20 protein-coding genes and 1 rRNA gene are annotated in these 22082 nt (G+C 67.6%); 10 read left to right on the forward strand and 11 right to left on the reverse strand.

Translation table 11 applies throughout. From position 1 onward, the window contains the following. Positions 1-53: 53 nt before the first annotated feature. Positions 54-2897, forward strand: a complete 2844-nt coding sequence (locus NJQ44_RS11730) for a DEAD/DEAH box helicase (RefSeq protein ID WP_254271536.1) — start codon at positions 54-56, stop codon at positions 2895-2897. 84 nt (positions 2898-2981) lie between these two features. On the opposite strand, the gene NJQ44_RS11735 is transcribed toward NJQ44_RS11730, so the two are convergent. Next, positions 2982-3593 carry a zinc ribbon domain-containing protein gene (locus NJQ44_RS11735; protein ID WP_254271537.1) on the reverse strand — a complete coding sequence of 204 codons (612 nt, stop codon included), beginning with the start codon at positions 3591-3593 and terminating at the stop codon, positions 2982-2984. Positions 3594-3761: 168 nt separating this feature from the next. Here NJQ44_RS11735 and NJQ44_RS11740 point away from each other — a divergent pair, with 168 nt between their 5' ends. Beyond that, the gene (locus tag NJQ44_RS11740; protein ID WP_254271538.1) at positions 3762-5519 is read left to right on the forward strand and encodes a MutS-related protein; all 1758 of its coding nucleotides are present in this window, start codon (positions 3762-3764) and stop codon (positions 5517-5519) included. A gap of 48 nt (positions 5520-5567) precedes the next feature. Continuing rightward, a complete protein-coding gene (locus tag NJQ44_RS11745) occupies positions 5568-5873 on the forward strand; it encodes a DUF6199 family natural product biosynthesis protein (protein WP_254271539.1) in 306 nt (101 codons plus the stop codon). 251 nt (positions 5874-6124) lie between these two features. Here the strand turns inward: NJQ44_RS11745 and NJQ44_RS11750 are convergent, their stop codons facing one another. Next, positions 6125-6433, reverse strand: coding sequence for a hypothetical protein (locus tag NJQ44_RS11750; protein WP_254271540.1), 309 nt, complete (start codon positions 6431-6433; stop codon positions 6125-6127). A 623-nt stretch (positions 6434-7056) separates the two neighbouring features. On the opposite strand from NJQ44_RS11750, the gene NJQ44_RS11755 reads away from it, so the two are divergent. Continuing rightward, on the forward strand, positions 7057-7785 hold the full coding sequence (locus tag NJQ44_RS11755) for a halocyanin domain-containing protein (protein ID WP_254271541.1): 729 nt from the start codon (positions 7057-7059) through the stop codon (positions 7783-7785). A gap of 46 nt (positions 7786-7831) precedes the next feature. Then, positions 7832-8242 (forward strand): archease, encoded by a 411-nt coding sequence (locus tag NJQ44_RS11760; RefSeq protein WP_254271542.1) that lies wholly within the window; start codon positions 7832-7834, stop codon positions 8240-8242. Here NJQ44_RS11760 and NJQ44_RS11765 read toward each other — a convergent pair. The 5 genes from NJQ44_RS11765 to NJQ44_RS11785 are packed head-to-tail and all read right to left on the reverse strand — an operon-like array spanning position 8239 to position 14262. Then, on the reverse strand, positions 8239-9492 hold the full coding sequence (locus NJQ44_RS11765; protein ID WP_254271543.1) for a zinc ribbon domain-containing protein: 1254 nt from the start codon (positions 9490-9492) through the stop codon (positions 8239-8241). The genes NJQ44_RS11760 and NJQ44_RS11765 overlap by 4 nt on opposite strands. Positions 9493-9523: 31 nt before the next feature. Continuing rightward, positions 9524-10645 carry a double zinc ribbon and FHA domain-containing protein gene (locus NJQ44_RS11770; RefSeq protein WP_254271544.1) on the reverse strand — a complete coding sequence of 374 codons (1122 nt, stop codon included), beginning with the start codon at positions 10643-10645 and terminating at the stop codon, positions 9524-9526. Between the two features lie 49 nt (positions 10646-10694). After that, positions 10695-11789 (reverse strand): PP2C family protein-serine/threonine phosphatase, encoded by a 1095-nt coding sequence (locus tag NJQ44_RS11775; protein ID WP_254271545.1) that lies wholly within the window; start codon positions 11787-11789, stop codon positions 10695-10697. A 2-nt stretch (positions 11790-11791) separates the two neighbouring features. Beyond that, the gene (locus NJQ44_RS11780) at positions 11792-13024 is read right to left on the reverse strand and encodes an FHA domain-containing serine/threonine-protein kinase (RefSeq protein ID WP_254271546.1); all 1233 of its coding nucleotides are present in this window, start codon (positions 13022-13024) and stop codon (positions 11792-11794) included. Positions 13025-13077: 53 nt separating this feature from the next. After that, positions 13078-14262: a vWA domain-containing protein gene (locus NJQ44_RS11785; protein ID WP_254271547.1), complete on the reverse strand. Its 1185-nt coding sequence runs from the start codon at positions 14260-14262 to the stop codon at positions 13078-13080. 123 nt (positions 14263-14385) lie between these two features. Between NJQ44_RS11785 and NJQ44_RS11790 the strand changes: the two genes are divergently transcribed. Then, on the forward strand, positions 14386-14814 hold the full coding sequence (locus NJQ44_RS11790; protein ID WP_254271548.1) for a CopG family ribbon-helix-helix protein: 429 nt from the start codon (positions 14386-14388) through the stop codon (positions 14812-14814). 3 nt (positions 14815-14817) lie between these two features. On the opposite strand, the gene NJQ44_RS11795 is transcribed toward NJQ44_RS11790, so the two are convergent. Continuing rightward, the gene (locus NJQ44_RS11795; protein WP_254271549.1) at positions 14818-15459 is read right to left on the reverse strand and encodes an alpha/beta hydrolase; all 642 of its coding nucleotides are present in this window, start codon (positions 15457-15459) and stop codon (positions 14818-14820) included. A 130-nt stretch (positions 15460-15589) separates the two neighbouring features. Next, on the reverse strand, positions 15590-16423 hold the full coding sequence (locus tag NJQ44_RS11800) for a VOC family protein (RefSeq protein WP_254271550.1): 834 nt from the start codon (positions 16421-16423) through the stop codon (positions 15590-15592). A 94-nt stretch (positions 16424-16517) separates the two neighbouring features. On the opposite strand from NJQ44_RS11800, the gene NJQ44_RS11805 reads away from it, so the two are divergent. From NJQ44_RS11805 to NJQ44_RS11820, 4 genes are all read left to right on the forward strand, one after another. Further along, a complete protein-coding gene (locus NJQ44_RS11805) occupies positions 16518-18605 on the forward strand; it encodes a beta-glucosidase family protein (protein ID WP_254271551.1) in 2088 nt (695 codons plus the stop codon). Between the two features lie 184 nt (positions 18606-18789). After that, positions 18790-19797, forward strand: coding sequence for an ABC transporter substrate-binding protein (locus NJQ44_RS11810; protein WP_254271552.1), 1008 nt, complete (start codon positions 18790-18792; stop codon positions 19795-19797). A gap of 25 nt (positions 19798-19822) precedes the next feature. Next, positions 19823-20629 (forward strand): ABC transporter permease, encoded by an 807-nt coding sequence (locus NJQ44_RS11815; RefSeq protein ID WP_254271553.1) that lies wholly within the window; start codon positions 19823-19825, stop codon positions 20627-20629. After that, positions 20626-21402, forward strand: a complete 777-nt coding sequence (locus NJQ44_RS11820; protein WP_254271554.1) for an ABC transporter ATP-binding protein — start codon at positions 20626-20628, stop codon at positions 21400-21402. Before NJQ44_RS11815 ends, NJQ44_RS11820 begins: the two co-directional genes overlap by 4 nt. Before the next feature lie 5 nt (positions 21403-21407). On the opposite strand, the gene NJQ44_RS11825 is transcribed toward NJQ44_RS11820, so the two are convergent. Together NJQ44_RS11825 and rrf are read right to left on the reverse strand one after the other, a co-directional pair. Then, the gene (locus NJQ44_RS11825; protein ID WP_254271555.1) at positions 21408-21767 is read right to left on the reverse strand and encodes a DsrE family protein; all 360 of its coding nucleotides are present in this window, start codon (positions 21765-21767) and stop codon (positions 21408-21410) included. A 115-nt stretch (positions 21768-21882) separates the two neighbouring features. Continuing rightward, a 5S ribosomal RNA gene (gene rrf, locus NJQ44_RS11830) occupies positions 21883-22005 on the reverse strand. Positions 22006-22082 lie beyond the last annotated feature (77 nt).

A 22082-nucleotide genomic window follows, 5' to 3' on the forward strand; every position in this document is an offset into this window, starting at 1 on the left:
CGACAACTCGGGACACGGTGTGCTTAACCCGACGTAGTCGCTAGGAGAGGGCGATGAGCGACGGGGTGACGCAGGGCCAAGACGCGTTCACGGCGCTCGGGAACGAGGTTCGCGCCGCCCTCTCGGAGCGCGGGTTCGCGACGCCGACGGAGCCACAGCGAAAGGCCATCCCGAAACTGGCGCGCGGCGACGACGCCCTCGTCGTCGCGCCGACGGGCACCGGCAAGACGGAGACGGCGATGCTTCCGGTGCTTGACGCCCTCGTGCGCGACGAGGACGAGGGCGAGCGGTTCGGCATCGGCGCGCTGTACATCACCCCGCTCCGGGCGCTGAACCGCGACATGCGCGAGCGGTTGGAGTGGTGGGGCGAGACGCTCGGCCTCGACGTGGACGTGCGCCACGGCGACACCACGCAGTACCGGCGGAGCCAGCAGGCCGACGACCCGCCGGACGTGTTGGTGACGACCCCCGAAACCCTGCAGGCGATGCTCACCGGGTCGAAACTCCGGGTCGCGCTGGAAGACGTGGAACACGTCGTCGTCGACGAGGTCCACGAACTCGCCGCCGCCAAGCGGGGCGCGCAGTTGACCGTCGGCCTCGAACGCTTGCGGGAAGTCGCGGGCAGGTTCCAGCGAATCGGCCTCTCGGCGACGGTCGGGGACCCGCAGGAAGTCGGCCGCTTCCTGACCGGCGGCGGCCCGTGTTCGGTCGTGGAAGTCGACATCGGCAGTCGCCTCGACGTAGAAGTGGTCCGCCCGGAGGTCACCGACCGCGACGAACGCCTCTCCAGCGAACTCGTCACGGACGCCGAGACGGCCAGTCACGTCCGGTTCATCGACGACCTGATAGCCGAGAACGAGTCGGTCCTGCTGTTCGTCAACACCCGACAGACCGCCGAAGCGCTCGGCTCGCGGTTCAAGGAACTCGGGACGAACCTCGGCGTCCACCACGGGTCCCTCTCGAAGGAGGCCCGCATCGACGTGGAAGACCGGTTCAAAGCCGGGGAACTCGACGCGCTTCTGTGTACCTCCTCGATGGAACTGGGCATCGACGTTGGCCGCGTCGACCACGTCGTTCAGTACGGCAGTCCGCGACAGGTGTCCAGACTGGTCCAGCGTGTCGGCCGCGCGGGCCACCGCCGCGACCAGATATCGTCGGGGACGGTGGTGACGACCCACGCCGACGACACGCTGGAAGCGCTCGCAATCGCCCGACAGGCGCGAAACGGCGACGTGGAACCGGCCGAGATTCACGACGGGAGCCTCGACACCGTCGCCAACCAGATTGCGGGCATCGTGATGGACTTCGGCGAGGTGCGAGCGATGGACGCCTACCGGATACTCACTCGCGCGTACCCGTTCCGCGACGTGGACGAGGACGCGTTCAAATCGGTGGTTCGGGAACTGGCCGCGAACAACGTCGTCTGGCTGGACGAGAAGCGAGACACCGTCGAGAAGCGCCGCGGGACGTGGCAGTACTTCTACCAGAACCTCTCGATGATTCCCGACGAGGCCACCTACGACGTGGAGGACGTGGCCTCGGGCCAGCAAGTCGGGACGCTCGACGAGCGGTTCGTCGTCAACTTCGCCACCCCCGGCGAGGTGTTCGTCCAGCGCGGCGAGATGTGGCGCATCACCCACATCGACGAGGAGGAAGAGACGGTCACCGTCTCACCCATCGAGGACCCCGCCGGGGAGGTGCCGTCGTGGACCGGGTCGGAGATTCCTGTCCCGAAAGCCGTCGCCCGCGAGGTGGGCGAGCTGCGGCGCGTCGCCGGACGGCAACTGCAAGAGGGTGCGCCCGCCGATTCGGTCGCCAACCACGTCGCCGCCCGGTACGACGCCGACGCCGAGACGGTGGCCGACGGCCTCTCGCAACTGGAGGGTCACGACGCCCCGATACCCGACGACGGGACGATGCTCGTCGAGTTCCACGGCCGGGAAGTCGTCGTCAACACCTGCAACGGTCACCAGATAAACGAGACGCTGGGCCGGGTGCTGTCGTCGCTACTGGGTCAGCGGGCCGGGTCCTCCGTGGCGATGGAGGTGGACCCCTACCGCATCGAACTCGAAGTCCCGCGGCGCATCACCGCGGGCGACGTGGTCGAAGTGTTGGAGGAGACCGACCCGGACCACCTCGGTCCCCTCGTCGAACTGAGCCTGAAGAACGCCGACGCGCTGAAGTTCAAACTCGCGCAGGTCGCCACGAAGTTCGGGTCGCTCAAGCGCTGGCGCGGCCGCGGGTCGACGAACTTCGGTCGCGACCGACTGCTCGCGGCGCTGGAGGACACGCCGATGTACGAGGAGGCCCTGCGAGAGGTTCGTCACGAGGACTTGGCGCTGGACGAGACCGCGGACCTCCTTCGGGACCTGCAATCCGGCGATATCGCCCTCGAAACCGTCGCAGACCGCACGCCGGTCGGCCTCGGCGGGCGCTCCTCAGGTCGGGAACTCCTCTCACCGGAGAACGCCGACGCGAGCGTCATCGAGACGGTCAGAGAGCGCATCCAGAGCGACCGAGTCATCCTCCTCTGCCTGCACTGTCAGGAGTGGGACCGCAAACAGCAGGTCGGCCGCGTCCGCGACCAACCCGAATGTCCGGAGTGCGGGTCGACGCACGTCGCCGCGCTGAACCCGTGGGCGGAGGAAGTCGTCGCCGCAGTGCGGGCCGACGAGAAAGACGACGAGCAAGAGAAGATGACCGAACGCGCCTACCGCGCCGGGTCGCTCGTCCAGAGCCACGGGAAGCAGGCCGTCGTCGCCCTCGCGGCCCGCGGCGTCGGGCCGCACAACGCCGCGCGCATCATCAATCGCCTGCGCGAGGATGAAGACGAGTTCTACCGCGACATCCTCCGGCAGGAGCGAGAGTACGCCCGGACCCAGTCGTTCTGGGGGTAGGCGTTCGCTCGGCTCAGCTCAGTTGCCGAATCGACTCGCGGAGCGACGGCTGAGTGGGTCGTCGAGTCGCCTTCGAGATGTCCGTCAGGGGTCGTCGTCCGTCTCGTCCTCGTCGAGTCCGGCCATCTCGTGGAGCGGGCCGGGTTCGCCGCGGGCCTGTCGCGCGGCGCGTCCGGCGACCCGGCGCGCGAGCAGAAGGGCGACGACGGCGGCCAAACCGAGGACACTGACGACGACGGCGGTTCCGTCCGGTACCACGGACGGCCCGCCCGAGAGGGCGTCGGAGGCGACGGCGAGGACCACCGCACCGACGCCAGCGACGACGAGATAGAGACCGCGCGCGAGGGCCGCGCTGGGGTTCGGAAGGCGTGATAAGTACGCCGCCGGGGCGACCCACCCGACGAACAGCAACCCAGCGAGCACCGGGAGCGAGAGGCCCCCGACGGCGATGACGACGGCGTAGCCGACGAGCGGACTGATGGCGATACCGAGCGCGAGACCGGCGAGTAACACCGCCCAGCGAGGGGCTTCCCGCGGTCCGGCGTCGAACGCCGCGTCCATCCGTTCGTCGAGCGCCGCGGCCACCGCTGGCGGGAGTAGTTGCTCGCCGCAGGACGGGCATTCGACCGTCACCGGCGGGGCGGACTCGCCGCAGGCCGGACACGATGGGGCCTCGTCGGCGCGCCACTCGTCCATAGGACCCGCTTACTCCCCCGGGGGCTTGAGTGGCCCGGCCGCCAGTCGCCCGTTCCCGACGGGGACGCACTGGAACCGAAACGGAGACCGAGTGACGCCGTGAACCGTCGTCGAGCGCGAGGGAGAGCATGATAAACGCCTAAATCGGCCCCGCTCGTCGGGCCGTCCATGCGACTGGAGGAGTACTGGGGTATCGGCCCGAAAACGTCCGACCTGTTGGCCGAGGAACTGGGCGTCGAACGGGCCATCGAGGCTATCGAGGCGGCGGACACGCGCGCGCTGACCGCGGCCGGACTCTCGCGGGGCCGCGCGACGCGCATCCTCCGGCGGGCCACCGGCGCGGAGTCGATGGACCTGCTGGCGACGCGGGACACCCGCGACGTGTACAAGGAACTGCTCGACTTGGCGGAGGAGTACGCCGTCACGCCCGACGCCGCCGACCGCATTCGAGTCCTGACGCCGCTGCCGACGCGAGAAGCGATGACCGACCGCCTCGACGAGGTGCTCGAAGCGACCGAAACGTGGCGGACGCTCGGCGAGGCGGACCAACGGGCCGTCCTCGACGCCTTCGAGACGTACGACGTGGAGGGCGGCGAACGCTCGGCCGTCGAGACGGCGCTCGCCCTCAAGCAGACGGGCATCGAGGGCGGTATCTTCGAGCAAACCGCGAACCTCGACGCCGACGCCCTCGAAGACGCGCGGGCCGCGCTCGTCGGACTCGCGGGCGAGGGCGACCGCGTGGGCGACGGGGCCGACGACGAACTCGACCGCCTGCGGACGCAGTTGGGGCAAATCGAGGACCTCGCGGCGGCGACCCCCGAGGTGGCCGAGGCCGTCCAAGACGGAGCGCGACGACCATCGGAGTTTCAGGACGCGCTGGTGCGACACGTCACCGACCAGACGGGCGTCGACGGGACGCGGGTCCGGGACGCGATGCCGAGCGAGGCGACGGACGCACAGGACTTCGTGGACGCCGCCCTGCGCAAACTGCGGCGGGCGCTCCGGACGGCCGTCGAGGAGCGCGAACGGACCGTCGCCGAGAGCCTCGAAGACGACCTCGCGGCCGCCCGCGACGACGTGGACGCCGCCGTCGCCGCCGTCGACTCGCTCGCCCTCTCGGTGTCGCTGGCGCGGTTCGCCGTCGCTTACGACCTGACACGGCCGACGTTCGTCGACCGCGAGACCATCGCCGTTCGTAACGCCCGAAACCTCGCGCTCGCGGACGTCGACGCGGTCCAACCGGTCACCTACGCCGTGGGCGACCACGACCTGGAGGTCCACAGCGCCAACGCGCCGCCGAGCGGCGACCGCGTGGCGGTCCTCACCGGCGCGAACTCCGGCGGGAAGACCACTCTCTTAGAGACGCTGTGTCAGGTGCAACTGCTCGCGCAGATGGGGTTGCCCGTTCCCGCGGAGGCCGCCGAAGTCGGACTGGTCGACACCGTCGTCTTCCACCGCCGCCACGCCTCGTTCAACGCGGGCGTCCTCGAATCGACGCTCCGGTCGGTCGTCCCGCCGCTGACCGGCGGCGACCGGACGCTGATGCTCGTCGACGAGTTCGAAGCCATCACGGAACCCGGGTCGGCGGCGAACCTGCTCCACGGCCTCGTCACGCTGACCGTCGAACGCTCGGCACTCGGCGTCTTCGTCACCCACCTCGCGGCGGACCTCGAACCGCTCCCCGAGGAGGCCCGGACCGACGGCATCTTCGCCGAGGGACTGAACCAGGACCTGGACTTGCAGGTGGACTACCAGCCGCGTTTCGGCACGGTCGGGAAGTCCACGCCGGAATTCATCGTCTCCCGACTGGTCGCCAACGCGGGCGACCCCGTCGAGCGGAGCGGGTTCGAGACGCTGGCGCGGGCCGTCGGCGAGGAAGCCGTCCAGCGAACCCTCTCGGACGCGCTCTGGACCGAGGGCGAGTAACTGCCCCGATGCGAGGGTTCAGGTATCTGGAGTCGCTATCTTGACACGATGATACGTCGACTCCTCCCGGCCGGATACGCGTGGATGGTCGTCCAAGGTCTCCTCGCCGTCTTCCTCCCACGGCAGGCGATCAAACTGAACGCTAAGCTCCTCCTCTCGGGCTACGAGAACCCCGGTGACCTCGAACCCAAGGACTGGTACGTTCGGTCGACCCGGATCGCAGGCGTCGGCATGCTCGTCACCGGCCTGACCGGACTGCTCGCCGGAGAACTGGGTCCCGAGGACGACGCGGACGACGAAGACGACGCGGACGAGGACCTCGTCGAGATAACCGAAGTCGAAGACGCGGCCTGACGCGGTCGCACCGCTATTTTCGAACCGGCGTCACCCCTCGAAACCGGAACCGCAAAATCCCGCGTGGTCACCGACGGCGGGTGCGTCGGTAGTCGTCGTCGCCATCTGTCCGTGTTCGTCGCTGCATTTCGAGAGCCATGAGATACGTCGTTCGCATGCTTCTCCTCGCCCCGTCGGGGGTCGAACCCGAAACCGGCCGCGGCCGGTGTCCGCCGGTGGACACAGGGCGTCGAGCGGGTGGTGGCGAAGGGCTACCGCGAGTCGACGGCGATGTCGTCGACAGCGGTGACGCCGAACCCGTCGGCGAGTCGCTCTGCGACGGCCGTCCGCGGGTCCGTCTCCGCGGGAACCGCCACTCGTACCGTCGCGTCGGCCGAGACGCGGATGTCGGTGAACGTCGGCCGCACGCTCGTCACTTGCTGGACCGTGACGGCGGCCACGCCGTCGATGCGGCCGAGAACGGCGGCGACGCCGCTCTCTAGGTCACCGGTCTCGCCGCGGGGGACCCGAAGCGAGACGTCGACCGATGCGTCGACAGGGGGAGTCGCTTGGAGCGACATACGCCGACGACCGGAGTCGAACCGGCCCCGAAAGACGGGACGGGGGCTCACCGGGCGAGCCAGTCGGCACCGCGGCTACCGGCGGGTAGCGATGTCTCTCTGTGTCGATGCGTGATTCCCGACCACCGACGGCGCGGCGTCAGCGGGGGTCTGAGCCGACACACGGGCGGTATCGCACGCCGGTCAGCGGTACTGCCGGGTCCGGGGAGCGGAGAACCGGCGGTGGCGGGATGTCGTATCGAGGGCGCACCGCAGTAGGTGTCCGCGCGACCGGACGGCCGTCCCACGGTGTGCCGTGCCCCTTACACTCCGGGCAGGGGCGGCCGAGCGGTGACCCGACCACACCAATCCCCGAGAAGGGAAACCGGAGCCACGAGGCGTCCGGCGGCCACGGGCCCGCCTGCGTACAGGCGGGCGGCGGCGTCGGACGCTGGGATTGGTGCGGTCATAGTCATGGGTTCACCGAGTCGAAACGTCGAGTGTATTTTCAACAATGCGATGGCGTATATTAATTCTGTTGTACGGTTGATACCACATCGCACAGTCGGTGGTATTCCTGCGCGGTGAGAACCGTCTGCGGTTTTTACCCGCCTGTGCCGACGACGACTGCGTACGGACGACCGATGACGGACACACCCGCGTCGTCCCCGGAACTACGCATGACTGGTTCGATAACACGGCGACAGTTCGCGCAGGCGGCCGCCGGAGCGGCCGCGCTGGGCGCTACGGCGACGGTATCGGCACAGCAATCGTCCGAACCCGACTACGGCGGATGGTTCGACGGCGTCTCGAACTACGACGGGACCGTCGACGAAACGGGACAGGACACCGTCGAGATAGCCGTCGGCGCGCAGGGCAACAACGGCGCGTTCGCGTTCAGCCCCGCCGCCGTTCGCGTCTCCCCCGGGACGGAGGTGGTCTGGACGTGGACCGGCGAGGGCGGCAGTCACAACGTCGTCTCCCCGAGCGATGGTCCGCTCGACTCTGGCGAACTCACCTCCGACGAGGGGACAAGCTACTCGCACACCTTCGACAGCGAGGGCGTCTACAAGTACGTGTGTGAGCCACACGAGGCGTTGGGAATGAAGGGGGCCGTCGTCGTCGGGTCCGCCGGTGGCGGGAGCGGCGGCGGTGAAAGCGGAACTACGAGCGCGAACGCGAGCGACGAATCGACGGCGACGGTCACGGAAAACGCGGCAGGGAGCGCCGAGAGCGGGGCCGAAAACGGTACCGCGGAATCGGGACGCACTGGGTCCGCCGACGGCCCCGTCGCGGCGCTCGTCGCCGTCATCTCGATGGCCTTCTTCTCGCCGCTGGCGTTCGCCGCCGTCGTCCGTCGGAACCTCGACTGACCGGGTCGGCCTAGGACTTTCTCCCCGGCGGCCCCACTCACAGACGATGCCGTTCGAACTCCGTACTCATACCGCCGACATCGCCGTCGAAGCCACGGGGCCGACGCTCGGCGCGACGTTCGCCGCCGTCGCCGACGGCCTCGCCGCGGCGATGTGCGATGCGATACCCGACGACGGCGACCGGTTCGAAGTGACAGTCAGCGCCGAATCCCGCGAGGCGCTCCTGTTCGACTACCTCGACCGACTCATCTACGAGCGGGACGTTCGGAACGTCCTCCCGACGGACAACGAGGCCAGCGTCGAGGCGGGCGACGGCGACTGGCGCGTCGACGCCAGCGCCCGCGGCGTCCCGCTGTCTGCGGTGACTGCCCGGGAAATAAAGGCGGTCACGTACTCCGAGATGGCCGTAGGAGAGACCGAGAAGGGGTGGCGCGCCTACGTCGTCTTCGACGTCTAGCCGTCCAGCCGTTCGCCGCAGTCCGGGCAGAACGTCGGCGTTCGGTCGGCGGGCAGTTCCGTGCCGCACTCGTCACAGGTGCGGTCCCCGGCGAATCCGGCCCGGTCGGGCGAGAAGACGGCCGTGTCCTCGAACGGGTCGTCCTCGCCCTCGTCCTCGCCCTCGTCCTCGCCCTTGTCGTCAGTGGACAGATCGTCGACGGCGGCCAGCGCGGTATCCGCTTCGGCGGCGTCCGCGGCGTGGCCCGGCGAGAACACTCGGGTACTCGAGTCGTCGTCCCCGGTTGTCCCATCCGGTGCCGGACCGTCCGACACCGCCGCGTCCTCGACTGCCCCCGTCGGCGCGTCGGTGGACTCGGCAACTGCATCGGCGTCGTGGGTCGCCGTGCTCTCGTCCCGCCCGCCTGTCGGCGGCCCCCCACCACCGGACGCGTGCGCCCCGGGCCGCATCGTCGGGAACCGCTGTCCGGCCCGACGAGTCGGGTTTTCGAGCGGTGCGCGGCGGCGGACGGCGGCCCCGGCGGCGGTCTGTGCAAGCAGGTAGCCGCTCGCCAGAACCGCCGGTACCGAGACGAGAGCCGGCAGCGCGATGCCGCTGTCGACCCCGGCCACGGTGAGGCCTATCGAGACAACACCCGAGACGCCGCTCGCCGTCGCGACTTCGGCGAACTGCTCGCTCAGTCCCGCCAGCGCGGTCGCGTGGACGAGCCACGCCGCACCCAGCGCGACGGCAGACACCCAGCGGACGGCGCCGAACAGACGGGGAACCGACAGCGCGTACACGCGGTAACCGTACGCGATAGTTCGAACGAGGAGGTGGACACTCGCCACCAGCGCGACGGCCGTGAGCGGTGCGGACCGACCGACCGTGAGCGATGCGACGAGACAGCCGAGCATGACCAGCCCCGGCGGCGCGAGTAGTGTACTCGGGTGGTCGAGGCGATAGCGGGAGGCGAGGTTGCCGGTCTGGTTCAGAAACCGGCCGCCCGTGAGTCGGGACGCGACCAGCGCGGGGAGCACGAGCCACAGGACGACGGCCGCGGCCGCGAGGCCGGTCACCGCTTCGCCGCCGACGGTCGCGAGTGTACCGTCGGCGAATCTCGGTGCGAACCGCCGCAGGCCGATGCCAGATGCGGCGACCCACGCGCCGTACGCCAGATAGCCGAGGCCGCCGCCGACGGCGACCCACCACTCGCTCCGCAACAGCGCGAGGGACCGTCGAAACTCCGAGCGTGGAAGGCGAGTCGACATGAGGGTGTAGTGGTGTGAAGGACCGCGCGAATCAGGAGGTGTGGACGGTCAACGTCGCCACCCCGGACAGTTCGATTTCGTCGCCGGGGGCCACCGGTTCCCGGTCGCCCTTCTGGAGCATGCGCCCGCCGAGTCGGGTCGGGTTGTCGCCCAGGTCGACGAGGTAGAAACTGTCGGATTCGCGCACGAAGCGGACGTGTTCGCGGTGGATGCGGACCGCCTCGTCCTCGGGCCGTCCCGCGTCTGTCAGCGCCGCCCGGACTTCTCGTCCCACTGTGTCGCCGTCTCTAACCTCGATTTCACGCCCGCTCACCTCCAGCACCAGCGACTCGGGGACCGATTCGTCGTTCGACGCGCGGAGCGCGTCGACGGCGTCTGTCTCGTCGTCCTCGGTGTCGCCCGAGCGATGGACTTCGAGGTCCTCGCCGCAGTTGACGCAGAAACTGTCCGTCTCGTCTACGCCCGTCCCGCAACTCGGGCATTCCGTCAGCGGTTCGACGGGCGCGACATCCTGAACGTCGGCCCCGCAGTTCGCACAGAAGTTGGCGTCGCCGTCGAGTTCGGTCCCGCAGTCCGGGCATTCGAGAGTGTCCGCGGCGTCTGCGTCTGCGCTGTCCTCGCCCGCCGAATCCCCCTCGTCGGGGCTCTCGACGCCTGTTTCCTCGGGCGGACTCGATGCCTCCGTGTCCGACTCGACGTCCGCAGACGGGTCGGCGGCTTCCGCATCTGCTCCGACGGGGTCGGTGTCGCCCCCGTCCTCGGTGTCGAGGTCAACCGGGTCGACCGCTTCCGCGTCCGTCGCCGCGGCCTCCGTGTCGTCGGTCGTCGATTCCGTACCGTCCGGTTCCTCGGCGACGCTCTCCTCGGAACTCGTCTCGTCGGCGTCTTCCGCCTCGCTGTCCGCTTCCGAATCGCCCCCGTCATCCGCCGCCAACTCCTCGTCCGCCGACCGCTCGGTCCCCTGCGAGATGAGGTTCCCCTCGCTCTCTTCCTCGTCCGATTCGGAGTCCGCGTCCCCCGCGTCGGCTGCGTCGTCCGTGTACTGCCACTCGCCGCAGTCCGTGTTCGTACACCACCCGCCCGCTATCGCCGGGTCGAACGCTTCCCCGCAAATCGGGCACTCAACTGACTGTTCCGTGTTGGCGTCAGACATTCTGGTTCGTAACGGGGTTTTGCGGGGAGTAAGAAAACAGTTACTGCCGTCATTCCTCGGTGAACATGACCGTCTCGCGGTCCGTGATATCGACAGCCGGGTCGACCGCGCGGACCGGTAAGCCCCCGTTAGTCGGCGTCGCCGGGAGCGTCGCATCGTCGAACAGCAAGACCGAGATGTTGTCTTTCCCACCTCGCTCGTTGGCGAGGGAGACGTACCGCTCGGCGGCCGCGTCGAGGTGGTCGGCGTCCAGCAACACGTCGCGGATCTCGTCGTCGGTGACGACGGCGTCGAGAACGCGGTCGGCCGCCTCGTCGGATTTCCTCGACTCAACGTACGCCTCGTACAGATTCGGCGCATCGGTCTGGGCGTCGATGAGACCGTCGCTCGTAACCAGAACGGTGTCCTCCGCGAACAGTCTGACCGTCCGCGTGTCCACGTCGACGGTCGCTCGCTCGGCGTCCTCGTGGCCGGACCCGCCGAGAGCCCGGGTAATCTCGTTGCCGTTGGGGTGGACGTGCGCCTCGACGGCGTCGATTTCCCCGGCGTCTTCCCACTGTTGGACGACGGCGTGGTCTTTCGTCAGGCGGACGATTTCCTCGCGGGCGCTGTTGACCAGATAGGCGCGACTGTCGCCGACCCATCCGAGGTGGAGTTTGCCGTCGGCGTAGACGCCCGCGACGACGGTGGTGTACGACTGGGTTCCCGACTCGCTCGCGTAACGGAGTATCTCGCGGTGAGTCTCGACGACGGCCTCTTCGATGGCTTGCTGTACGTCTTCCGGTCCGAGTGTCTCCGGCAGGACCCCGGCGTCGATGTCCAAGTCAAACGTGTCCGGATGGGTCCGAACCGCCCGAATCGCGACCGGCGCGAGTCGTTCCGCGAGGGCGGTGGTCGCGATGTACGAGGCCGCGTCGCCCGCGTCGTGGCCGCCCGCGCCGTCCGCGAGGACGAACGCGGCGGCCGAGCGGTTCGCGGGGCGGCCGTCCGCATCTTCACGTTCCTCTGATTCACTTGCCACCCGCGTCTGCCCCAGGTAGCCCTCCCGATGCCCCTCCTCGAAGACGGTGATAGAGACGCTGTCTTCGTTGATTCCCGCGCCGCGCTTCCGGTCGCCGATGTCGTAGTTGGTGCTGTATCGCATGGTTACTCGGAGTGGAACTCGAACGTGACCCCGTAGGTGGGGTGGACCAGCGAGACGAGGTCGCCGTCGCGGAGGCGAATCGACTCCGGCGGGACGTTCCCGTGTCGGTCGGTCGGGTCCTCGCCCTCCCGCCGCAGTCGCTCCCGCCCCGTCTCACACAGGACGCGCTGCCACCCCGACCCCTTCTGGACGAACGTCCCGTTCAGGCTTCGGTCGACGAGGTACCAGTCGTCGCCCTTCGTGTCGAACTGGACCTGCACCGACGAGATGTACTCTCCCTGCGGGTCGTCGATGGTGATGGACGCGGGCGGCCCGCTTGCGCCCGCCCGGCCGATGGTGTCGCCGGGTTCGACCGCGAAAGTCTCGTCGGCCTGGATGTACCGGACCGAGGCCGTCGCCGGTGGCGTCGGGTCCTTCGCTTCCAGCACGTCCCGAAGGACCGTCGCGTTCCGGTAGCGGTGGCGGTAGTCCGACTGCGTCGCCCGTTCGACGATTTCCGCGAGGTAGTCGTCGCAGTCGGCCCCGAAGTCGTGGGGGTTGACGCCGTCTTTCTTCGGGACGCTCCCTTTCAGCAGGAAGAGCAGGATTTTCCCGATGGAGTACACGTCCGACCACGGTCCCTGTCGCACGTCGCTCCGGCTTGCTTCGGCGACTTCGCGGGGCTTGAACGGGCCGAGAATGGTCGTGCCGCTGTTACCCGTCGACGGGTCGCCCGCCGCGTCGAACCCCGTCGCCGTGTTGAAGTCGATGAGCGTCGGCGTGATGTCGGGCGTGAGCATCACGTTCTCGGGTTTCAGGTCACGGTAGACGATTTCGTTCTCGTGGAGGAAGCCCATCGCGTCCGCGAGGTCGATGCCGATTTGCCGGACTCGCTCGGTGTCCTCTATCGGCCCGTGTTGCTCGATAACCTCGTCGAGTTCGATACCGCCCGCGACGAGTTCGACCACGAGAAACGGCGTGTCGCGCTCCTCGACGGTGTCGTACAGCGCCATCACGTTCTCGTGGCCGCCCGCCGCGGCGATGCGTTCGAGCGACTCGGCCTCCTTCTCGAAGTACTCCTCGATGATGCCAACGTCGTTGCGGGACTCGCTGTAGTTCGGGTGTTTCACCACCACGTCGCGGCCGGTCTGCCCGTCGACCGCCCGGTAGGCCTTCGCGAACCCCCCCTGTCCGAGGAACTCTCCGAGTTCGTATCGACTGCCGATTACGTCGCCCGGTTCGGGTTCCCACGTCATCGATCAGGTCCCGTGACCGTCCCGCCCGCGGTGGTCGCCCGGTCGACCGTCGGTCACTTCTGGATACCCTCGTCGGTGACGATTTTCGTCGCATCGCTCTGTTCCTCGCGGCCGCCCTCCATCACCATCTCTGTCTGTCGTTCGGCCGATTTGACCGCCCGCGTGTCCGCGCCGTGAATCTGGGTCATCCGCTCGATTTGGGTCTGGGCCTCGGCGACGTTGCCCTTCCCCAGTTCCGTCTGGATGACCGTCTGCCGATGGTCGAGGTCGACTTCCTCGTTGTGCTCGCCCAGTTTCTCGGCGTCGTCGGTGTACTCGACGGCTATCTCGCCGGTCGCCGTCTCGCCGCTCGCGGTGAGCGTCACGTCCGCGAGCGTGACGGTTTCTCCGACTTCGTTCTGGGGTGCGTGAATCTTCAGGACGACGCGCTGTGTCTCGCGGTCCAGCAGGTCCGGAAGCTTCACCACCGCCGAGTTGTCCCGCCACCCCGGTCTGACCTGCTGTGTCTGCGGAAGCGCGCGGTACACCTCGCTCACCTCGACGCCGTCGGCCACGTCGAGTTCGAGTTGCGCGTCCGGCGCGACGACGGTTCCGGCCTCCTCGACGGCTTCGCCGAAGAAGTCCTCGATGTCCCCGGGCGCGGCGAGGTGGGTCCACTCGCCGCGGGCCGTCGACCCCAGCGTGCGAATCGTCTCCTCGCGGTACTCCTCGCCGATACCCGCCGACTTGATGCGGATACCCGCCTCGTCTATCTCCCGTGCGAGCGCCTCGAACTCCTCGGGACCGTTCGTGTTGTCCTTGCCATCCGACAGCAGGAGTATCCGCCGGGCCGTGTTCCCGTCGTTGGGGAGGTGGTCGAGCGAGTCCGCGGCCACCGCGAGTCCGCTGTACATATCTGTGCCGCCGCCCGCCGCGATGTCGTCGAGGCAGTCCATCGCCTCGTCCCGAGTGATACCTCCCCATCGGGTCGCTTCGAGCGCGACAGTTACCTCGGTGTCGAAGGCGACGATGGAGAGGTAGTCGTCGTCCTCCAGCAACCCGAACACCCACTCGGCCCCCGCCCTCGCGCGCTCGATGTCGTCGCCCGCCATCGACCCGCTCGCGTCGATACACAGCGCGATTTGTCGGGTCGGCCGCGCCGTCTGTTGTCCCGGCTCGACCTCTATCTCGGCGGTGAGTTTCGCCCCCGACGCGGGGACGGACGGCCGGTTAACGTCGGTCACGACGTTAGCTGTCATACTGGTAAGACGGACTTACGAGCTAGTTATAAGTTTCCCCCGTCGCGGAACGAACGACCCGCCGTCGGTCGGTTCCACACTCATTCAATAATCCTTAATATGGAAGAGGGTGTCAGTTAATACATGACCGTCGTCAGTGTCTCCATGCCGGAGTCGCTACTGGAACGCATCGACGAGTTCGCCGAGGAACACGGCTACACCGGCCGCAGCGAGATTATCCGCGAGGCCAGTCGGAACCTACTCGGCGAGTTCGAGGACAAGCGTCTGGAGGGGCGCGAACTGATGGGCATCGTCACCGTCCTCTTCGACTACGACACCACCGCCGTCGAGGAGAAGATGATGCACCTGCGCCACGAACACGAGGGACTGGTCGCCTCGAACTTCCACAGTCACGTCGGCGAACACCGCTGTATGGAACTGTTCGTCTTAGAGGGCGACTTGGCGGAGATTTCGACCTTCGTCGGAAAGATTCGAGCGACGAAAGACACCCTCAACATCGACTACTCCGTGGTCCCCGTCGACGAGTTCGGGACGCTCACCGACGTCGAATAGGCCTCACTTTTCGAGGACGCGTTCGACGAGCGCCCCGACCGCGTCGAGTTCGTCCTCGTTGACCCCGTGGCCCATCCCCTCGTAGATGCGTTCGTCGACGTCCGCGTGCAACTGTTCGAAGACGGCCGTCGTCTCCTTCACTCGCTCCAGCGGGATGTGCGGGTCGACGTCGCTACACCCGACGAACACCGGCGTCCCGTCGAGGTCCCCCTCGTACTCGCTCCGGTCGATAGACTCGCCGATGAGACCCCCGGAGAGCGCCACCAGTCCGCCGTAGCGGCCGGGGTTGCGCGCGACGTACTCGCTGGCGAGACAGGCTCCTTGCGAGAACCCGAGGAGGATGACTTTCGACAGCGGAATCCCGGCGTCGGTCGCCGTCTCGACGGCGTCTTCGACGGCCTGTAGGCCCGACGTTCGGCCGGGTTCGTTCTGCTCGACCGGCGCGAGGAACGAGTTGGGATACCACGTGTTCCGGGCGGCCTGTGGCGCGAGCAGCGCCACCCCGTCGCGGTGGACCTCGCGACCCATCTGAACGATGCTCCGGGCCGTCGCCCCGCGGCCGTGGACCAGCACCATCGCCGCTTCCGCCTCCCCGAGGTCGGTCCCCGCTGTCAGCAGTTGCTGGTCCTGATGCGGACCGCTCATCGTCCGGCCTCCGGTGTCTCGATGTCTGTCCCCTGCGCTCTGTCGCTGCTGTCTCCGGTCGCCATACACGGCATACCCGGTCAATCCTTTTCAGTAGCGCGTGTCAGAAAATGGCACACCAAGTCCGAACTCACGTCCGGAGTCGAAGCGTGATGCCGTCGTCGTCACTCACCGAGACGCCGTCGTCGTGCCTTCGCACCTCGTACCCGGCGTCGGCGAGTCGGTCACGGGCGGCGGTACGCGCCTTCTCGTCCGGCAGGCAGAGTTCGAACCACGCGAGGCCGCGACCGCTCGCGGGCGCGCTCCGGCGGTTCCAGACGTTCACACCGACGTGATGGTGATAGTCGCCAGCGGCGAGGAACAGCGCCCCCTCGTAGTTCGTCCGAACGTTCATCCCCAGCGCGTCGGCGTAGAAGGCGCGTGCGGCGTCGAGCGACGTGACTTCGAGGTGGACGTGGCCGATATCGGTCCCCACCGGTGCCGTCGACTCGCCGCCCGCCGCGGCGCGAACGCCCTCCATGTCCATCGGTTCCGTCGCCATCTCGACGCCTCCGTCGGACGTCTCGCTCCACTCTGCCCGCGGCCGGTCGCGGTACACTTCGACGCCGTTGCCTTCCGGGTCTCGACAGTACAGCGCTTCGCTGACGAGATGGTCCGACGCCCCGGAGAGTCGCCAGTCGGACTCGATTCGGTCGAGGGCATCGCCCAGCGCACTTCGGTCTGGGACCCGAACGGCCGTGTGGAACAGGCCCGCGGCGTTCCGCGGGCGCTCCGGTGCCGACGGGTCTTCGCGAAGTTCCAACAGCGGCGTCTCGCCGTCCCCGAGAACTACCGTGTCGGCCGAGCGGTCCTGAACCGTGAGTCCGACCACGTCCTCGTAGAACGCGGCGACGGCCGCGCGGTCGTTCACCGTCAGTCCGACCCGGCCCACGCTCGTCTCGGCGGGAAGCCTCTCGCCAGTCATACAGTCATCTCCCCGCGGAGACACATAGCGGTTATGTCGCAACTTGTCGGGGTCAGAACCTCTTTACCGGGTCCGTTCGACCACGGAGTATCAGATGGCACCGACAACGCCCGATATCGACGGGATTCTCGCCGAACTGACCCGCGCGGAGAAGCTATCGCTCGTTCATGGGGCGGTGGACCCCGAGGGCACCGCGACGGGCTATCTACCCGGCGTCGAACGGGTCGGCGTCCCCCCGTTCCGGATGGTCGACGGCCCCCTCGGCGTCCGTGCGGAGGGCAAGCGCGCGACGGCCTTTCCCGCCTCGCTCGCGACTGCGGCGACGTTCGACCCCGGACTCGCACGTGAACAAGCCGCGGCGATGGCCCGCGAAGCCACCGCCCACGGACAGTACTCGCTGTTGGCCCCCGGTGTCAATATCATCCGCGTGCCTCACTGCGGTCGGAACTTCGAGTACCTCTCGGAAGACCCCGTTCTCGCGGCGGACATCAGCCGCTCGCTCGTGGAGGGCATCCAGTCCGAGGACGTGGTTGCGACGGTGAAACACTTCGTCGCGAACAATCAGGAGACACACCGCACGACTGTCAGTGCCGACGTGGACGAGCGAACCCTCCGCGAACTCTATCTCCCGCCGTTCCGCGCCGCCGTGGAGGCGGGCGTCGGGTCGGTGATGACGGCCTACAACCGGGTGAACGGGACGCACATGAGCGACCACGAGCGACTCGTCGGCGACGTGCTGAAAGACGAGTGGGGCTTCGGTGGCTACGTCGTCTCCGACTGGTACGGTTTGGAGACTACCGTCGGCGCGGCCAACGCCGGGTTGGACGTAGAGATGCCCGGCATCCCGGTCGAACCCGACGAGGGGGAGTTCGAGTGGCCCGACGGCATCCCGGACGCGACCCACGCGGGCCTGTTCGGCGAACCGCTTGGCGCGGCCATCGACGACGGGTCGGTCCCGCCCGAGCGACTCGACGACATGGCCAGGCGGGTCCTCGGGCAGATGGCCCGTATCGGCCTGTTCAACGACGCCGAGCGCACCGGGGAACTCGACAGCGAGCGCCACCGCGACGTGGCCGAACGAGTCGCCGCCCGCGGCACGGTCCTGCTCGACAACGACGGCGTCCTCCCGCTTGCCGACGACGCGGACGTTGCCCTCGTCGGCCCGCACGTCTACGAACCGAAACTCGGTGGCGGCGGGTCCTCCGAGACGACGCCCATCCACGCTGTCAGTCCCGTCGACGGCTTCGAAGCACGCGCCGACGGGTCCGTGACCGTTGCCCGGGGTGTCGAGGAAATCGAGTCCGTCTCTCTGTTCGACCTCCTCCCCTTCGTCGAGGGCGGCCGCGAGGATACCGAGTCCCCGGGTCCCGACACCGACCCGTCACTCGACGCGGCCGTCGACGCGGCCGCCGAGGCGGAGGTGGCCGTCGTCCTCGTCCGCGACGCGACGACCGAGGCCCGGGACCGGGATTCGCTCTCGCTACCGGGGCGACAGGACGAACTCGTCGAGGCCGTCGCCGCCGCCAACGACCGGACCGTCGTCGTCCTCCGAACGGGTGGCCCCGTCGAGACGCCGTGGCGCGACGACGTGGCCGCCGTCGTCGAGCAGTGGTATCCCGGACAGGCCGACGGCGACGCGCTGGCGAGCGTCCTCTACGGTGACCGTGACCCCGCCGGTCGCCTCCCCGTCACGTTCGCTCCCGAAGAGACGTACCCGACCACCGACGAACGGCGGTTCCCCGGCGTCGACGACGTGGCCCGCTACGACGAAGGTGTGTTCGTCGGCTATCGTCACTTCGACTCGGCCGACGCCGACCCGACCTACTCCTTCGGTCACGGTCATTCGTACGCGGCGTTCGAGTACGGCGACCCGCGAGTCGACGACGGGACAGTCTCCATCCGCGTCGAGAACGTCGGCGAGCGTCCGGGCCGTGAAGTCGTCCAAGCGTACGTGCGACCCCCCGAAGACGCACCGGTCGACCGTCCGGTCCGCGAACTCGGAGGATTCGCGTCGGTGCCGCTTTCACCCGGCGAATCCCGAACTGTCACGCTCACACTCGACGAACTCGCGTTCTCGCGGTACGATTCGGCGTCGGGTTGGACCGTCGACTCTGGCACGTACACCGTCGAAATCGGTCGGTCCGCCGCCGACATCCGTGGAACGGTCGGCGTCGAGCGCTGACCTCGTCACCCAAAACCGGCATATTTCCCCGTCGTCTGTGACGACCGCCGGTGTTCAGAACAGTATCGAAAGGAACGAGAGGCCCAGAGAAGGTCGAATTCCACCGATATCGGTGTCTCAGTTGTGCGACGATTTTGACGCCGCCTCGCTCCCTAAGGTCCTCAGGACGTTAGTACGGGTACCTATGACCGAACGACCGACACTCTCTCGGCGTGCGTATCTCGCTGGAACCGGCGCGGCCGCTACATTCGGCCTCACCGGATGCCTCGGTGCGAGCGGTGCCGACTCGCTCTCCGTCGCGTACATGCCAATCTTCCCCGACCTCCAGTACTTCGTGATGGAGTCCGAGGGCTATCTGGAGGAAATCGACGCGACGATAGAGGGCAACGAGTTCACGGACGGCCCCGCCATCGTCCAAGCCTACGGCGGCGGCGAACTCGACGTGGCGATGTTCGGCATCGTCCCGTCGATGATCGTCATCGACCGAGGGATTCCCGCCAAAGTCACCGCCGCGAACATCAAAGAGCCGATGGCTATCCTCGCCCACGACGACCTGCAGGCGCTGTGGGAAGAACACGGTTCCGACGCCTTCGCCGTCTGGGAAGAGCAGAAGGGACAGAAGTTCCGGTTCGGAACCTTCCCGCAGGGGTCCGTGCCCGACGTGCTCCTGCGCTACTGGCTCAGCGAACAGAACGTCGACACCTCGGCGGTCGACATCATCGAAATCAACGGTGCCAACGCCGTCTGGCAGGCCATCGCCAACGGGGAAGTCGACGGTTCCTCCATCATGGAACCGGTCCCGACTCGCGTCTCACAGGCGGACGTCCCCGTCTCCACGTTCCGACTCGCGAGCGAAATCATGCCGGGCCAACCCGCCGCCGTGACGCTCATGAGCGACGAGATTCGCGGCACGGACGTCGCCGCACAGTTCCTCGAACAGCACGTCCGCGCGACGGAGTTCATCCAGAACAATCCCGAACCGACCGCCGACATCGTCGAGTCCGGTATCGGGATGCCCGCCGACCAAGCGCTCTCGGCGTTGCAGGGTCCCCTCTCGACGTTCGTCACCGACCCAAGCGAAATCGAGAACGGCACGCAGATATTCTCGGAGTTCGCCGCCCAGAACGGACAGATAGAGCAGGCGCTATCGCTCGACGAGATATTCGACTACGGCGTTTACGACAGCCTATAGACCCCACACGAACACACCCACAACAATGGCTATCGACGTTACCGAAGAAGTCGACCGGTCCGACGAGTCACTCGTCGGCGCGGCGGCCGATATCGACGCCCGGGGCGCGGCCCGCGGACTCCTCGGCATCGCCGCGTTCGTCCTCCTGTGGTGGCTCGCGTCGCTGACGCAGGCGCCCTACGTCCTCCCGTCACCGTTCACTGTGGCGACGACGTTCTACGGCGAAGCCACGGGCGGCGGGATGCTCACCGCCCTCGGCAACAGCATTCTCCACTGGGTCCCCGGCGCCGTCGTCGGCACCGGACTGGGAATCGCAGCGGGCATCGCGCTCGGGTGGAGTCCCCTCGTCGACGACATCTCCTCGCCGGTCGTCCGCGTCCTTCGGCCCGTCCCGCCATTGGCGCTCATCGGCTTCGCTATCGCGTGGTTCGGCATCAATCACGCCGGGGCCGCGTTCATCATCGCCATCGGGGCGTTCTGGATCAACTTTTACGCGACGTACGGCGGCGTCGAAGGAGTCTCGGAGGACCTTCTCGACGTGGCCCGGAGCCTCGGCGTGCAAGGCGACTTCGAACTCATCCGCTCCGTCGTAGTTCCCGCGTCGCTCCCCGAGATTACTACCGGCGTCCGAACCGGTATCGGCCGCTGCTGGATGCTCGTCGTCGCCTCGGAGATTTTCGGCGTTCCCGGTATCGGCCGCCGCATCCTTCGCGCCTCGAACAACTTGCAGGTCGACGTAGTCATCACCTACATCCTCGTGTTGAGCCTGATGTTCCTGCTCGTAGACGTCGCGTTCCGCGCGTTCCAACGGAGGGCCCTCGCGTGGCGATGAACGACGACGAACCGAACGCCGACACAGCGACGCCGCGCGTCCGTATCCACGGCATCGGCAAGCAGTACGACGGGACCAACGGCCTCGTCCGAGCGCTGGACGGTGTCTCCTTCGACGTTACCGCCGGGGAGTTCGTCTGTATCGTCGGCCCCTCCGGGTGTGGCAAGACCACCCTATTCCGCATCATCGCCGGACTGGAGGACCCGACCAGCGGCACCGTGTTCCTCGACGGCGACTCCGTCGACGGACCCGGTCCCGACCTCGGTCTCGTCTTCCAGGAGTACCACCTGTTCCCGTGGCTCACCGTCGCCGAAAACGTCGGCTTCGGTCTCGAAACGCAGGGCGTCGAGAAGGACGAGCGCACTCGTCGGGTCCAGTCGCTCGTCGACCTCGTCGGCCTCGGCGGGTTCGAAGACACCTACCCGCGCGACCTCTCGGGCGGCATGAAGCAACGAACGGCCCTCGCCCGCGCGCTCGCTATGGACCCCGGACTCCTCCTCATGGACGAACCGTTCGGTGCCGTCGACGCACAGACCAAGAAGATGCTCCAAGACGAACTGCTGGACATCTGGACCGAGACGGGCAAGACCATCCTCTTCGTCACTCACGACGTGGACGAAGCCGTCAAACTCGCCGACCGCGTCGTCGTCATGGGCAAGGAACCGGGTCACGTCCGCGAAATCATCGACGTCGACATCGAACGCCCCCGGTCGCGGGCCGACGACGACTTCGACACCATCTACCAACGCATTCTGAACCTCATCCAGAACTGACAGCGTTAGGGTCGAATATACGCGTCTCCCTTCGACTGTCGGCGAGTGAGTTCACCCATCGCTGTCGGTACCACTCGGACACCGTCCACCAGCATCGACGTATCGATGTCCGCCGCGTCGAGCGAGTTACGGCACACGCACACGTCGACATCCTCAGCAACCAGTGTTTCGACCGTCCCTGCCGTGACAGCCGACGCTAAAACGTGCCCGGCGCCGCCGCCGTTGCAGACCACGGTGATGTCACTATCGAGTGTCTCGTCGTCGAGTAGATTCGCCACGTTCCTGAACGCTCGTTCTGCGTACTCCCGGCCGCTCTCGGGAACGTGAAAGACGGTTCCGTACGCGTCGGTGTCGTGGCGCACCATACCTTTCGGTCGATACCGGTGAGTGAAAGCCTTCCCCCAGCGCGGCCGCTCGTCATATATGCAAAAAGCCCGCGAGAGCGATTACTCTCACGGGCCTCGAATGAATAGGTATGAATGGTGGCGGCGAACCAACGTTCCCAGAGGCTCGCGCACTCCAGTACTTACTGGAACGCTGGCGGGCTTATCTTCCGTGTTCGGGATGGGTACGGGAGGCAACCCCGCCGCTATGGCCGCCTAACGCCGAGTCACGGAGTCGAACCGTGATGCTCCAACTCGGTCAGTCGATGAATTCGTACGTGCGATCCAGTTTGCGCC

Origin of the sequence: Haloarcula marina, assembly GCF_024218775.1 — an archaeon.
Lineage (GTDB): Archaea > Halobacteriota > Halobacteria > Halobacteriales > Haloarculaceae > Haloarcula > Haloarcula marina.